Below are 13,763 nucleotides of genomic sequence, written 5' to 3' on the forward strand. Positions count from 1 at the left end.
TGTCATGCCTTGAAGAACCAGAAAAGGTCGAGCGCGCCGCAGGCGTGGCCCGCCGCGCCGGCGAGCATCGCGGCGTAGGCCTGCGTTCGCACCTTATGGGCGTCCACACGGGGCTTTCCCGCACCGGTGGGATGGTTCTCATAGGCGTTCGTCTCGTTGAACACTTTCTCCGGATGATTGTTGACGTGCCACGACTTGGCGGTGACCAGGCCCAGCACCAGACCGAGCTCGTTCGCGCGGTTGATCACATCATCGACGTTCTTGAAGAACGCTTCATTGGGCCTCGTGGGATCACGGTCGATAAACGGCGGTTGCCCGACGAGCGAGCGGTTCCCATCCGGATGTCGCTTGTCGAGGCCCCGGATGAGATAGGCTTGGATTACGGTAAACCCTTTGCCGGCCCGGTCCTTCAGGTACTCGTCTACTTCTTCGTGATTTGGCCTCTGAAACAGCAGCCAGCAGGTGCCCGCGAGGTAGAAGAAGGGCTTGCCGTCCTGGTCGACAAAATAGCGCCCGTTCGAGCTGACCTTGAGCCTCGCACTCTTGGTCGAAGGCGCGACTGCACCTCCGCCGTTATTCGCCGCAGAAACGGGCATGCCGGCCAGCAAAACCGCGGCGCAAAGCACCTGCGGATTACCGTTTTGGAGTCGTGCGAAGCGGAGCATGGAAAGCCTCTCTTCAACTTGCGAGTGCGTCAGGCCAGCCGCCAGCATCCTAACCGTAACCGTAACCGGGATCAATCTTCGGGCAGTTCTTCGTGCTTCGGCTCCGGCAGCCAGAAGCAGGCCAGGCTGCCGACGGCATACACCAACAGCGCGACCGCGGCGGCGGCGTTCGCCAACTTGATCGAATATGTCGAACCGGGCATCCATGCAGTCAGCTTCGTCGTGAGCACTGCGGCGGACGTGCCGATGACCCGCCCGCCGATGTTGGCCGCGAAGCTTTCACCGGTGCCGCGCAGGTGAAGCGGGTAGACCCGCGGCAAATAGTTGCCCCAGAAACTGAACTGGGCAATCGTAAAGAAACTGGCGAAAAAAATGCCGACCAGCAAAAGGTTGAGGTTGTCTTTGGCCGGGTAGAAGAACACCAACGGCACGACAACCAAGCCCGGCACCTGGAACACGCGCAGCAGACCTTGACGGCTGACGATCCGCACCGCCAACACGGCCAATGCACAACGGCCCACCAGGCCGCCAATCTCCTGCGAGAACAGCACGTTCTTGACCACGCCCTCTTTTTCCACCGGCTTGGAAAGAGTAGCCACGCCCGGCATGTTGGGCACGATTTGCGGCAACTGCTGAATCGCCCCAAAGGCCGCCCCGAAGCTGCAAGCGAACATCAGGGTGGTCACCAGCGTCGTGCGCCGGTAGGCCGGCTGAAAGAGTTCCCTGATGCTCGGCCGCTTCAAGGTGCCGGCCAATTTCTTCCGCTGCCATTCGGGCGACTCGGGCAAGAACGGCCGGATGATGATTAAGGGAATCGCCGGGATCACGCCCGAAATCACCTCGTATCGCCAGGCATCGTGGGCGCCGAGGATTTGCGGAAGGTATTGGGCGAAGCTGGGGTTGTGGGCCAACCAGTGAGCGCCGGGAACCAGCAGCCCCCCGATCGACGAAAAGGCCTGCGTGTAGCCGAGCACCGCCTCGCGGCGCTTCGGGTCCGGAAACAGCTCCGCCAACCAGGCGACCGCGGCCACAAATTCGACGCACACACCCACAAAGGTCGCGCAGCGGAAGAACAGGAACATGCCCGGCGACGTGCAGAATCCGGCGGCCAACGTTGAAAACGCGTAGAGCAAGATGCTCCAGGTCAGGATTCGCCGTCGTCCCAGCAGGTCGGTCAAGTATCCGCCCAGCAACCCGAAAACCCCGCCGAACAAAGCAGGGATGAAGAAGAGCTGCCAGGTCCATGACTTGTAGGCATCGGTACCAAACTCGATGCCGAACGTGTCCAGCATCGGCTTCAGCACCGGCGGCAGCATGAGCAGCACGTAAATGTCGAACGCGAAGCCGATGGCCGCCATCGTGCAGATCAGCCATTGGACGGCGGTCAGCTTTTGCGGCGCGGCGGACGAAGTGCTCATCAATCAGTCCTGGCGGGAAAACGAAGGCGGGGCGGGCAACCGCGACGGGCCGACGGTTGTTCCAACGAGCATAGCAAGCCGCCGACCGACATGCCAGCCGCCCAGCCGCGTCTTCGGCCGTCTTTCGGTTCCCACTGCCAACGGTGCCGCTCTGACGTTAGACTTTATTGTATTGCCCGTTCGTCCCGCAGGTCCGCCCATGCCTCGCCGAAACCTTTACCTGTTGTGTGCCGTCGCGGTGGTCTCGTTGGCCTGCTATGTGAAGGCCGACAGTGCCTATCGCAGCCGCTACGGCCAGATGTCGGAGACGTTCATCGAGGCGCTGAAGCAGATCGACCAGAACTACATCGAGCCGGTTCAAGAGCGGCAGTTGTTCGAGGCGGCGTTGACCGGCATGGTGGCCCGGCTGGGCGATCCCTACTCCGCCTACGAACCGCCCCAGGAGGCGCTCGAATTCCGCCAACAGCTCGATCAGAAGTTCGGCGGCATCGGCGTCGAGATTACGCTCGACCCCGAAACGAAGCGGCTCACCGTCGCCAGCCCCATGATCGGCACGCCCGCTTACGAGGCGGGCATCCTGGCTGGTGACCAGATCGTGGCCATTGACGGGCAAAGCACCGAAGGCCTCGACTATGAAGAGGCCCGCCGCCGCATGCGTGGCGAACCGGGCGAGCCGGTGACGCTTTCCGTCTTGCACCCAGGTCAATCCGCGGCGCGGGAAGTGAAGCTCGTGCGTGCCGTCATTGAAATCCCCAGCGTGCTGGGCGACGCCCGCGACGAGCGGGGCCAATGGAACTTCACGCTGGCCGAGCATCCCGCCATCGGCTACCTGCGGATCATCAGCTTCGGCGAACAGACCGTCGACGAGTTGCAGGCCGCGATTGTCGAGCTGGAGAAAAAGCAGGTGCAAGCGGTGGTGATCGACCTGCGGCACAACTTCGGCGGAATTCTTCGGGCGGCGGTCGCCACCTGCGACCTCTTTGTGCCGAAGGGGGTGATCGTCACCACGCGCGGCCGCGACAAGAAGCAGGTGCTCGAACCTTTTTACGCCTCCGGCAAGGCCCGCTGTACGAAGTGGCCGATTGCCGTGCTCGTCGACCATCTCACCGCCAGTGCCGCCGAGATTGTGGCCGCTTGCCTGCAAGACCACCATCGGGCCGTCGTCGTCGGCGAGCGGACCTGGGGCAAGGGAACCGTGCAAAACGTGCTGCCGTTGGAGGGCGGCAAAAGTGCCCTCAAACTCACCGTGGCCACCTACTGGCGCCCCAACGAGTTGAACATCCACCGCTCGCTTACGGCGAAAGAAGAAGACGAATGGGGAGTGAAGCCCGATTCCGGTTTCGAGGTTAAACTCAGCCCAGACGATCAGGTCCGCTCGGCCGAAGCTCGTCGTCAGCGCGACATGAACGGCGGCAAGGCGGAGGGAAACGAGTTGCCGCCGCTCTACGATCCGCCGCTCGACAAGGCGGTCGAGCATCTTCGGCGAAAGCTGGATGCCCAGCCGTCCTCCATGGATGCAGCCTGATGTACGCTTTTGCAATTGTTGTCGCATCGCCCGGCTGGCCCCGCCGGCATTTTCGACTGGCGGCTGAGCTGTTAACTGGTTACGCTGGAAGTAGCTACATACAGATACCGTGGACGGCGAGGCAGGCCGGCAACGATTGGCCTCGGAATTGCTGGGGTAGGCTTGCCAACGAAGTCCGATGGTAGTTGAGAAAGGAAGCGATCCATGTCCTCTCGAGTTTCACGCTGTGTGGTGGTCGAAGTTCCTGAACTGAGTCCGGGCGTGCCCGACCTGATGGCCGGGCCGAAAGACGTTCTTCCCTGGGCCGATCCTTACGTTGCGGCCCTGCTGACGAATCGCCGCTTGCAAGCCGCCCTGGACGATTCGTTGCGGTTTATCGAGCGCGAGCAAAAGGCAGACTGGCGCGTGTCCAGCGGCGAGTGGGGCGAGGGATAGTTCTCGGTGGCTTATGCCGCGCGGCCCAGCATCTGGCGAGTGCGTTCGCGGTTCAGATCGGTCAGTACCGACTGCACCACGCGATCGCTGGCCTGCGACACCGCGATGCCCAAAGACGCGACCGACAAACCGGGGTAGCGGCCCGCCAGGGCCCGTGCTTCCGACCGGATCACCGGCGCGGCCTTGGCTCGAACATAGCCCCGCGCTTCGGCCCGGCTGAAGGCGAACACCTGCGGACCTACCGAATCGCGAACCAAGGCGTAGCTGCGTTGCGCGAGCTGGCGCGACAGTTCGGCAATCGAGGGTGCGTGGCAAAGCGCGTCGAGCCAGTTCTTCAGTCCCATGGTGTTTCTCGTCCTTTCCAGCAAGCCGGGGGTTGTGTTACCGTTTAGCAAGATATAAAGAGAATCTCTGTAGGGAACGGACTCCGTGCCGTTCCGGGAACCCGCCAAATACCGTCGAATCGCACTTCCCGGAACGGCACGGAGTCCGTTCCCTACAGAGCACGGCGGCTTTTTCTTGACAGCGCTCCAAACGGTATCACTACCCAAGCGAACCGTCGCTTGAATATCAATCGAGCGTCAGCCGCCGGGTTCTTGACTTGCAATCGAACTCACTTCCAGCGGCAGCCGGCGACCGTGACGAACGCAAATCGTTATCGGGCAAGCGGTAGCGGAGGGCCGAGAGCGGAATTGCGTCGCCCTACCGTCGATGGCACGTGCCGGTCAGGCAAGCCTTGACGCCGCGGCCCCCGCTACCACGGCTGGATTGCCGCGCTCACCAGAATCTCATCCGACTGCCATTCTCTTTTGCAGGGGATCTCCCCTAGAATAGTGCAAGCCCGCCAAGAGCCACCCGGAACAGGCTCGTCCGAACACTTGCTTTACTGATACTTCAGGCAGGCTTTGCACGCGTCGCAGAGTTCCTGAGGACTCTGACCTCCACGCTGCTCGAAAAACCCCCTGGAAACTATGTCGAATACTGTTTGCCTGCAACGCCGCACCGATATCCGCAACATCGCCATCATCGCCCACGTCGATCATGGCAAAACCACGCTCGTCGACTGCCTGCTGCGGCAAAGCGGTGAGTTTCGTGCCAGCCAGCTCGTGGGCGAGCAGATTCTCGATTCCAACGAGCTGGAACGCGAACGGGGCATCACCATCCTGGCCAAGAACATCGCCATCCCCTACCGCGGCGTGAAGATCAACCTGATCGACACGCCCGGCCACGCCGATTTCGGCGGCGAGGTGGAACGCGTGCTGCGGATGGCCGACGGCGCCTTGGTGCTGGTCGATGCCGCCGAAGGCCCCATGCCCCAGACCCGCTTCGTGCTCTCCAAGGCCCTGGAATTCGGCCTCAAGCCGGTGGTGGTGATTAACAAGATCGACCGCTCCGATGCCCGGCCCGACGAAGTGCTCAACGAAACATTCGAGTTGTTCGTCGAGCTGGGGGCCGACGACGCCCTGGCCGATTTCCCTTATATCTTTTCCAGCTCGCGGGAAGGCTTCGCCACGCACGACTTCAACGAGCGGGGCGACTCGATGCAGCCGCTGCTCGATCTGGTTTTGGAATCGGTGCCCGGCCCGGAAATTGACGCCGAGGCTCCGTTGCAGCTTCTGGTGACCACGCTCGACTGGTCGGAGTACGTGGGCCGCATCGCCATTGGCCGCATCCAATCGGGGCGCATTGCCCGCGGACAGCGGGTGGCCTTGCTGCAGGCCGGCGACGTGGAGTTGCCGGCGAAGGTCAGCCAGCTCTACGTGTTTGCCAAACTGGGCCGCGTGGAGGTCGAAGAAGCGACCGCCGGCGACGTGGTGGCGGTGGTCGGGCTGGAAGAGGTCGAAATCGGCGACACGATCAGCGATTATGAGCTCCGCCGCCCGTTGCCCCGCCTGGAGATCGACCAGCCCACGCTGGAGATGATTTTCAGCATCAACACCTCGCCCTTCGCCGGCCGCGCGGGCAAATACGTCACGACTCGCAATCTGCGCGACCGGCTGAACAAGGAGCTGGAGCGGAACGTCGCCCTGCGCGTCGAACCGGAGCCGGGTTCCGACGCCTTCGTGGTGGCCGGCCGCGGCTTGCTGCACCTTTCGGTGCTGATTGAGACCATGCGCCGCGAGGGTTTTGAGCTGTCGGTGGGGAAGCCGCGAGTGATCACGCGCGAGCGCGACGGCATCATCGAAGAACCGTTTGAGACGCTGGTCGTGGAAGTGCCGCCCGACCGGCTGGGAGCGGTAATGGAGCTGGTCGGCACGCGCCGCGGACAGATGCGCGGCATGCACAGCCGCGGCGATTACTCGCACGTGTCGTTTTCGATTCCGGCACGCGGGCTGATCGGTCTGCGCACGCGGCTGTTGAACGCCACGCAGGGGACGGCGACCATGCACCACCGCTTCGAGGGCTATCGGCCCTTGGAGGGTGACATCGCCGGCCGGCCCAATGGCGTACTGGTGTCGATCGTCACCGGCAAGGCGGTGGCCTTTGGCCTGGATGGATTGCAAGAACGGGCGGAGCTGTTTGTCGCTCCGGGCGATGAAGTTTATGAAGGGATGATCGTCGGCGAGAACAGCCGCACGGGCGACATGACGGTGAACCCGACGAAGGAGAAGAAGCTGACGAACATGCGTGCCTCCGGCAGCGACCGCAACATCATCCTCAAGCCGCCGCGCCAGATGACGTTGGAGATGGCGCTGGAGTATATTGAAGAGGACGAGTTGGTCGAGATCACGCCTTCGCACATACGCTTGCGCAAGGCGATGCTGAGCGAGCATGACCGCCGCCGCGCCGCCCGCCGCGGGGCCTAAGGCGGCGCTCGACTGGCGCCGCTTCCACCGGCTCTGTGAGAGGGCCCGGGGGAGGGGCGTGGCGCCGCTTTCCGTTCGACCCTGCCAGGTCGCCTTGGCACACGCGGCCTGCGACACGCGTGTCGCATCGGCCGCCATCTGGCGCCGCGTCCGGGTCAAGGACTGCATTCTGCTTGACTTGTATCAGATTATTTTGGCGACCTTCGGCTTCGAGGGCGGTTGGTGGCATATTCGCTGGCAGCGCAGAACGAGCCGTCCGTATCGACGCTGATGCCGCTGAAATCGCCGGTCGGGCTGTTGGGGGCGTCGACGTCGCCGACGTCCGCGGCGCCGGCCGATTTCACTGCGAGAGTGAAAAAAGGGGTCATTCTACCGCCGCGGCGGATTCCGAGAGCGACGGGGCTTCCGCGGCAATCAGGGCATCGAACCGCTCGCGGTTGCGGCGCAGGTAACGCCGGCACTCGGCTTGCAACTCGGCCCCGTCCGAATAGCCCAAAGCGCCGGCCAGTTTGGTCAACTCAATGGGGTCGTCGGGCAAAACACGCGTCGGCGCTTGCATCAGCCGCAGACGCGACTCGACCGTCCGCAAAAAATGATAGCTGGTGGTGAAGTATTCATAGTCTTCGCTGTTGAGATAACCGTGCTGGTGCAGCAGCGAAAGAGCGGCCAGCGTGCTTGGGTTGCGAACGGCGGCATTCTCGCAGCCGATTTTCAGTTGCAGCATCTGCACGATGAATTCGATGTCGACAATGCCGCCCGGCCCGCGCTTGATGTTGTTCGCCGGCGCGTTTTCCTCCATCCGCCGACGCATGTCGCGAATCGCCGCGGCATGCGTACTCTGCCAGGGATGATCGTAGGCGGCGCGGGCCACGATCTCACTGAGCGTTTCGACCACGTCGGGCGGGGCGATCGCCACACGGGCCTTGGTCAGCGCCTGCCGCTCCCAGAGCTGGCCGGCGCCTTCGGCGAAGTAGCGGGCGAATTCATCGAACGTGGTCGCCAGCGCGCCGCTCTTGCCCGTCGGACGCAGCCGCAAGTCGACCTCATACAGTTTTCCGTAAGGGCCGAGCCGCGTGCAGATTTTCACGATCCGCTGGCCCAGCTCGCTGTAAAAGTGCTGGTTGGTCGTGGTGGTCGCGTTGCGCCGGGCGCGCGGCCCGTGAAAGGTCGGCCCGTCGGCCTCGTAAAGAAACACCAGGTCCAGGTCGCTGTGATAGTTCAACTCATGCCCGCCCAGCTTGCCCAAGGCGACAATCGCCAGCCTCGAGCGCTCGCCGGTGCGCGGGCCGCCGGCCACGGTCGGTTCGCCCCACTTGGCAACCAGCTTCTCGTATTCGGCTTTGGCGACCGCCTCGACGCAGGTTTCGGCAATGTCCGAAAGCGCCGCGGTGCTGGCGTGTACGTCCACCTTGCCCAGGATATCGCGCACGCCGACGCCCAACTGCATCGTGTTCTTGAAGCTGTGCAGGATCGGCTCGAGGTCTTCGGCGCCGCGCGACAGCTCGTCGAGCGTCTCGCGCAGCGACTCGCGCGTGGGCGGCTTGTTCAGCACCAGGCTGTCCATCAGCTCGTCGATCATGCCCGGATTGCTGATCAAGATGCTCGACAAATACGGGCTCGACGAGCAGAGGTCGACGTACAGTTTCATCGAGGGCGGGTTGAAGCTGAACAGCTCCCACAACACGCCCTTGCCGCCCAACGAGTCGCTGACTTTCTCCAGGTTGACGAGCGTCGAGTCGGGGTCGGGCGTGGCGGCGATGGCTTTCAGCAGTCCCGGCGCGATCGACGCCAAGAAGTGGCGGCAGCGCCGCGTGAGCAGAAAGCGCAGCTTCTCGGTCGCCAGCGAGACCAGGTTCTGATAGGCCAGCGGCACGTCGCGAAACGGATAACGGCCCAAGACGGCGGCGATCTTTTCCGGCGGCGGATCGGGGTCGAGCACCAGATCGACCTCGGGCTCGGTCTGGGCGTCGTCGCCAAAGGCGTCGTGCAACAAATGGTCGAGAATCTTGCGGTTGACGGCGGTCTTCGACTGATAGTCGGCGTCAAACGCGGCCAAGGCCGTTTTCTGCGGCGCATCGCGATAGCCCATGCGAATCGCCAGCTTGCGCAGCTCGCCGGGCTGTTCCGGCAAGAGGTGCGTTTGCAAGTCGAACATGATTTGCAGCCGGTGCTCGATCTTCCGCAGGAAACGGTAGTTCTCGTCCAGCAACGACCGCTCTTGGTGCGTCAGGCAGCCGACGTTCTCCAGCTCGGCGATCGCCTCGAGCGTGTTGCCCGTGCGCAGTTCGGGCAAATCGCCGCCGTTGAGCAACTGCAGGAACTGAATGGCGAATTCGATGTCGCGAATGCCGCCGCGGCCGGTTTTGACGTTGCGCGACTCGTCGCCCTCGTGGATCACGCGGTGCTCGATGCGCCGCTTGAGGGCCTTGATGCCCGTAATGTCGGCCAGCGACAAATAGCGCCGATAAATCCACGGCTCGAGCGACTGCAAGAATTCGCGTCCCAGATCGCGGTCGCCCGCCACGGGACGCGCCTTGACGTAGGCCTGGCGCTCCCAGGTGCGGCCCATCACGTCGTAATAGGCCAGTGCGGCTTCGAGGCTGTGGGCCACCGGGCCGCGCTCGCCTTCCGGCCGCAAGCGAACGTCGACGCGATAGGCATAGCTCAGATCGGTCGGTTCGGTGAGCAGCTTGACCACGTCGCGGACCAGGCGGTCGAAAAACTCGACGTTCGTGGTCGGACGCGGACCGTCGGTCTTGCCGTCGCACTCGTAGAGAAACACCAGGTCGATGTCGCTGGAATAGTTCAGCTCGACACCGCCCAGCTTGCCCATGGCCAAGGCCACGAAGCGTGCCGGTTGGCCGTCGGGCCGACGCGGCCGGCCACGCTTTTCCGTCAACTGCCGTCGGGCGAACCGCACGGCGGCCTCGACGATGGCGTCGGCCAAAAACGAAATCTGCGAGGCCACCGTTTCCAACGCCTGGCCGCGGATCAAGTCGCCGTAGGCGATGCGCAGGGTTTCGCGTCGTTTGTAGCGCCGCAGTGCGGCGCTGACGGCGGCGGGGTCGGCCAACGCATCGATCTCGGCGGCCAACTCGGCGACGAGCACGTCGCGGTGTACCGGCTGCCCTTCCGTCACACGCAACAGGTCGTAGCCGCCCGGATCCTGAATCAACAGATCGCTGAAGTATTGGCTGGTCGAAAAGATTTGCAGCAGGATGGGCAGGGCGTCACGGTCGCGCTCGAACAGCGAGCCGAGGGCCAAGGGACTGCGCGCGGCGGCCACGAACCGGTCGAGGTTGTTCAGCGCCATGTCGGGGTCGCTGGTCTGCGGAAGCTGGTCGGCCAGGCAATCGCAAACGGCAGCCAGCAGATCGAGCGTCAGGCCGGCCGTGGCCATGCTCAGAAGATTGGCATGAGCGTGGCCGGGGTCATTCAGCCCCCACGAACGCAGCCGGGCCTCCGCCTCGGCCGGGCTGTCAAGATAGCGACGAAGTTGATCGAGTTGCATGGCACAGACATTTTACCATGCCTTCAGTATTCGAGGCTACGCCTATGTTCAGGACTTCAGGACATCAGGACCCGAACAACCCTCTGCTTTCACCGATCAAAACTCCCGCGTTCGCCATGTCGTCCAGTGCGCGGCCGACGTCGCCCGTTGCGGCGTCGACGCCGCGGCAGCCATCGGCGACGAGTACCACGCCCAAGCCGAGCCGCCGAGCATCGAGCGCCGTCGCCTTGACGCAGTAGTCGGTCGCCAGACCCACCAGATAAATGCTATAGGCGCCGCGCTGGCGCAGGTAATCAGCCAAACTGGTGGCGCGGCCGCGGAAGTCGAAGAAACCGCTGTAGCTATCGACCGACGGATCGGTGCCCTTTTGAACGACGTGCGCGATGCGGCGGGTGTCGAGAGCGCCGGCCAGCGCGGCCCCATGCGTGTTCTGCACGCAATGCACCGGCCAAAGTCTCTGTTCGGTTCCATCCATTTCGATCGCGTCGCCCACGCGCTTGCCCGGATGGCTGGCCGCGAAGCTGACATGATTCGGCGGGTGCCAGTCTTGTGTGGCAATCACCAGATCGAAGTGCGCCTGCAGTCGGTTCGCGACCGGCAAGATCGCGTCGCCATCGGGCACCGGCAGCGCACCGCCGGGCAAGAAATCGTTTTGTAGGTCCACCAGCAGCAGGGCCGTACCCGACAGAGGTGATTGCATCGCAAATACCGGCTCAGCCGGAACCTCGCAGCGAATTTGGCAATGCGGGCGAAAAGGCAATACAATTTACTTATGCTTCACGCGGCCGAGAATGTGACATCGGCGGTGGCTGGGGAGCCTGGCAAGGTGGAGGTGGCACTCCGTTGATCTCGAGGGCCAGGCGATGCCCCGGTACGTCCAACCGGGGCATCGCTTGGCCGCCACGCCGTTGATGGGCGCCAGCCGCTATCGGGCCAAGCTCTGCCCCAGCCACCGCTTTTGCTCGCGGCAAAACGTCTCATTCTCGGCCGCGTGAAGTCTACGTCCGCAATGAATCCCAGGTTCCAAGGGAGCCTGTGAATTTCCACGTTGGCTGGCCGAAAGGCGCACGCATTGATCTTTAGAGCCGGATATTGAACGTCTGCATCAGCAGCCGCCACAGCCTCCGGCCGAGCGGTTGCGGCGCGGTGTGAATGCGGGCACGCCCCTTGTAGCCGATCCGCAGCAGGCCCTCTGGATCGTCCAACGGCACGCGCGCCTGATACGACGTGTTCTGCGGCCGCTCGACCCCCGACTCGTCCGTCTTGGTCGCCAACTCGCCGCCCGCCTTGTTCGACAAATGCCGCGGGCTGACGCGCAGCGGCTCGCTCGCGATCTCGCTGATCTTGCCGTGCAACGTGTCGAACGGCAACTCGTCGAGCTTGATGTCGACCCGTTGCTCCTTCTTGATGTATTCGATGTCGTTCTGCTCGATGACTAATTGCGCCTCCATCTTCGCCGGATCGCCGACCTGACAGAAGAACGTCCCCTCCTGCAAAAAGGCGCCGCGGTTGCGCTCCGCCAGCGGCGTGCCCGTCCACGAGGCAAGCTGCGTGTCGGCGGTCGGTTTGTCCATTTCGGGCGGGGGCAAGACCATGCCGGCCACGGGCGTCACCAATGCCAATCGCGTCAGATCGGTGCGCTTCTCGGCCAACTGTTGTTTGACGGACCGCAGCGTGGCTTCGAGCGGTTCCATTTTCAGTCCGGCCGTTTCGTGCCGGTCGCGGATCAGCTCGCTTTGCAGGTTCGCCAGTCGGATCTCCGTCAGATCGCGCTCGCCTTCGAGCCGCGCCACTTCCAAATCGGCGTCGACATTCTGGAGCTGGGCCAGCAGCGTGTCTCCTTCCACCCGATCTCCCGGCTTGACCCGGACGTCGACCAACTCTCCGGGCACCGTGACATAGACCTTGTAGGCGTCGCGAGGCTCGATCTCGAAGGTACAATAGACGCGGTGCGGCAACGGCACAAAAAAGACGGCCAACAGTGCGGCCGCAATCACTCCCAGCGTGGCGTACATCCGCGGCTTCTTCACTTTTTCGATCCTCCCAGGAACCCAAAAGAATTTGCCCAGCTTCCAAAACGGTTGCACCACCAGGCCGTACAGCGACATCGAGCCGATGATTTGTCCGATGATTTCCAGGCGGTACGGCTTCCAGACTTCGTACAAGAAGAACAAGATCGAGAACACGATCACCCAGCGATAGATGGCCGAGGCCACGCTGTAGAGCGCGAACAGAAACTGGTTCCGCTCCGGTAGGAAAGGGTCGTCCTGCGGTTCCAGGCCCAGGCACCACTCGCCCATTTTGCGGTTGAGAATGTCGGTCGCCTTTTGTCGCAGGTTCGGTATCTCGAGCACGTCGGCGAGAATGTAGTAACCGTCGTAGCGCAAGAGCGGGTTCGAATTGAACATCAGCGTGCTGACCGAGCACACGAACATAGTGCTCAGGCAGAGGTGGTTGAGCAGTCCGGGCTCGGTATACCACCAGATGAATGTGCAGATCGAAGCGATGACGATCTCGATGTACATTCCGGCCGCGCCGATGGCAGCGCGGTGCCACTTGTTCGGCAACATCCAAGAATCGGAGACGTTGCAATACAGACACGGCGTGAGCACCAGGAGCATGACGCCCATCTCGTGACATTCGCCGCCAAAGTGCTTGCACGTCAGGCCGTGGCCAAACTCGTGAATGACCTTCGTCACGCCCAGCGCGATCGAAAGATAGACCGCGTTCTTCAAATTGAAAAACTGGTGGAATTCGGGCAGCTTCGATTGGAAGACGTCGAACTGCACCAGCACCAGCGACAACGCCGACAGGGCCAAAAGCATGCAGGCGACGACGGCCGGCCTGGAATAGATCCACTTCATCCGTGGATACAGCCAGTTGAGAATGCGTTCAGGGTCGATGCCTTTGAAACGGACCGAGAGGATATTGCTCATCCGGCCGATCCACTCTTTGCGCCAACGATCGCTGCGCCGCAACAATAATTGGTGCCCCTGTCCGGGCACGTTGGCGACGATCAGACCGCTGCGGTGGAGCATGCCGACGAACTGCTGCAGCTCCTCGATGCCGATTTTTTGGGGCGGGAAGAGGGCCTCGAACCGCTCCTTGATCTCGTCCAGACTGGTGTATCCGTCGAGCATCTTGAGGATGGCGTATTCCTCTTCCTGGAAGCGGAAGTAGTTCAGCCCGACCGGCTCCTTGACGACCCAGTAAAGCCGGCCCTGATAGCGATGCTGCCGCGCGGTCAAATCGGGCCGCATGCGCATGGCAAGCTTGCGCGCGGAACTCGAGACCAAGCTGTCGTGGAGGGTCAGCATCGGGAGAAAACGTCTATGTTGCTTTTTTGGACCGCATTAGGGATCAGGGGCCGTTGGGTGGGAGCGAGCGAGCTTGCCAGCGCCG

Annotated in this window: 10 protein-coding genes; 4 read left to right on the forward strand and 6 right to left on the reverse strand. The window is 62.8% G+C overall.

The window, feature by feature from the left end; translation table 11 throughout:
- Positions 1 to 2: 2 nt before the first annotated feature.
- Both VNH11_28380 and VNH11_28385 read right to left on the reverse strand, forming a co-directional pair.
- Complete coding sequence (locus tag VNH11_28380) at positions 3 to 665, reverse strand: DUF4038 domain-containing protein (protein HVA50305.1); 663 nt, start codon at positions 663 to 665, stop codon at positions 3 to 5.
- A 71-nt stretch (positions 666 to 736) separates the two neighbouring features.
- Positions 737 to 2,083: an MFS transporter gene (locus VNH11_28385; protein HVA50306.1), complete on the reverse strand. Its 1,347-nt coding sequence runs from the start codon at positions 2,081 to 2,083 to the stop codon at positions 737 to 739.
- A gap of 199 nt (positions 2,084 to 2,282) precedes the next feature.
- Between VNH11_28385 and VNH11_28390 the strand changes: the two genes are divergently transcribed.
- Positions 2,283 to 3,608 carry a S41 family peptidase gene (locus tag VNH11_28390; GenBank protein HVA50307.1) on the forward strand — a complete coding sequence of 442 codons (1,326 nt, stop codon included), beginning with the start codon at positions 2,283 to 2,285 and terminating at the stop codon, positions 3,606 to 3,608.
- A gap of 204 nt (positions 3,609 to 3,812) precedes the next feature.
- Positions 3,813 to 4,043, forward strand: a complete 231-nt coding sequence (locus VNH11_28395) for a hypothetical protein (protein HVA50308.1) — start codon at positions 3,813 to 3,815, stop codon at positions 4,041 to 4,043.
- Positions 4,044 to 4,054: 11 nt separating this feature from the next.
- Here the strand turns inward: VNH11_28395 and VNH11_28400 are convergent, their stop codons facing one another.
- The gene (locus VNH11_28400; protein HVA50309.1) at positions 4,055 to 4,387 is read right to left on the reverse strand and encodes a hypothetical protein; all 333 of its coding nucleotides are present in this window, start codon (positions 4,385 to 4,387) and stop codon (positions 4,055 to 4,057) included.
- Positions 4,388 to 5,014: 627 nt separating this feature from the next.
- Here VNH11_28400 and typA point away from each other — a divergent pair.
- Positions 5,015 to 6,850 carry a translational GTPase TypA gene (gene typA / locus VNH11_28405; protein ID HVA50310.1) on the forward strand — a complete coding sequence of 612 codons (1,836 nt, stop codon included), beginning with the start codon at positions 5,015 to 5,017 and terminating at the stop codon, positions 6,848 to 6,850.
- 364 nt (positions 6,851 to 7,214) lie between these two features.
- Here typA and glnE read toward each other — a convergent pair whose 3' ends face one another.
- Together glnE and pncA are read right to left on the reverse strand one after the other, a co-directional pair.
- On the reverse strand, positions 7,215 to 10,361 hold the full coding sequence (gene glnE, locus VNH11_28410; GenBank protein HVA50311.1) for a bifunctional [glutamate--ammonia ligase]-adenylyl-L-tyrosine phosphorylase/[glutamate--ammonia-ligase] adenylyltransferase: 3,147 nt from the start codon (positions 10,359 to 10,361) through the stop codon (positions 7,215 to 7,217).
- Between the two features lie 64 nt (positions 10,362 to 10,425).
- A complete protein-coding gene (gene pncA / locus VNH11_28415) occupies positions 10,426 to 11,061 on the reverse strand; it encodes a bifunctional nicotinamidase/pyrazinamidase (protein ID HVA50312.1) in 636 nt (211 codons plus the stop codon).
- Positions 11,062 to 11,224: 163 nt separating this feature from the next.
- Between pncA and VNH11_28420 the strand changes: the two genes are divergently transcribed.
- The gene (locus tag VNH11_28420) at positions 11,225 to 11,356 is read left to right on the forward strand and encodes a hypothetical protein (protein HVA50313.1); all 132 of its coding nucleotides are present in this window, start codon (positions 11,225 to 11,227) and stop codon (positions 11,354 to 11,356) included.
- 84 nt (positions 11,357 to 11,440) lie between these two features.
- On the opposite strand, the gene VNH11_28425 is transcribed toward VNH11_28420, so the two are convergent.
- A complete protein-coding gene (locus tag VNH11_28425) occupies positions 11,441 to 13,678 on the reverse strand; it encodes an HlyD family efflux transporter periplasmic adaptor subunit (GenBank protein ID HVA50314.1) in 2,238 nt (745 codons plus the stop codon).
- Between the last annotated feature and the right edge of the window lie 85 nt (positions 13,679 to 13,763).

The organism is Pirellulales bacterium (assembly GCA_035533075.1).
Classification (GTDB): Bacteria; Planctomycetota; Planctomycetia; order Pirellulales; family JAICIG01; genus DASSFG01.

Bases quoted from the DNA above. Each gene is read 5' to 3' on its own strand.
- VNH11_28380 (HVA50305.1), bottom strand. From the start codon at position 665: ATGCTCCGCTTCGCACGACTCCAAAACGGTAATCCGCAGGTGCTTTGC.
- VNH11_28385 (HVA50306.1), bottom strand. From the start codon at position 2,083: ATGAGCACTTCGTCCGCCGCGCCGCAAAAGCTGACCGCCGTCCAATGG.
- VNH11_28390 (HVA50307.1), top strand. From the start codon at position 2,283: ATGCCTCGCCGAAACCTTTACCTGTTGTGTGCCGTCGCGGTGGTCTCG.
- VNH11_28395 (HVA50308.1), top strand. From the start codon at position 3,813: ATGTCCTCTCGAGTTTCACGCTGTGTGGTGGTCGAAGTTCCTGAACTG.
- VNH11_28400 (HVA50309.1), bottom strand. From the start codon at position 4,387: ATGGGACTGAAGAACTGGCTCGACGCGCTTTGCCACGCACCCTCGATT.
- typA (HVA50310.1), top strand. From the start codon at position 5,015: ATGTCGAATACTGTTTGCCTGCAACGCCGCACCGATATCCGCAACATC.
- glnE (HVA50311.1), bottom strand. From the start codon at position 10,361: ATGCAACTCGATCAACTTCGTCGCTATCTTGACAGCCCGGCCGAGGCG.
- pncA (HVA50312.1), bottom strand. From the start codon at position 11,061: ATGCAATCACCTCTGTCGGGTACGGCCCTGCTGCTGGTGGACCTACAA.
- VNH11_28420 (HVA50313.1), top strand. From the start codon at position 11,225: ATGCCCCGGTACGTCCAACCGGGGCATCGCTTGGCCGCCACGCCGTTG.
- VNH11_28425 (HVA50314.1), bottom strand. From the start codon at position 13,678: ATGCTGACCCTCCACGACAGCTTGGTCTCGAGTTCCGCGCGCAAGCTT.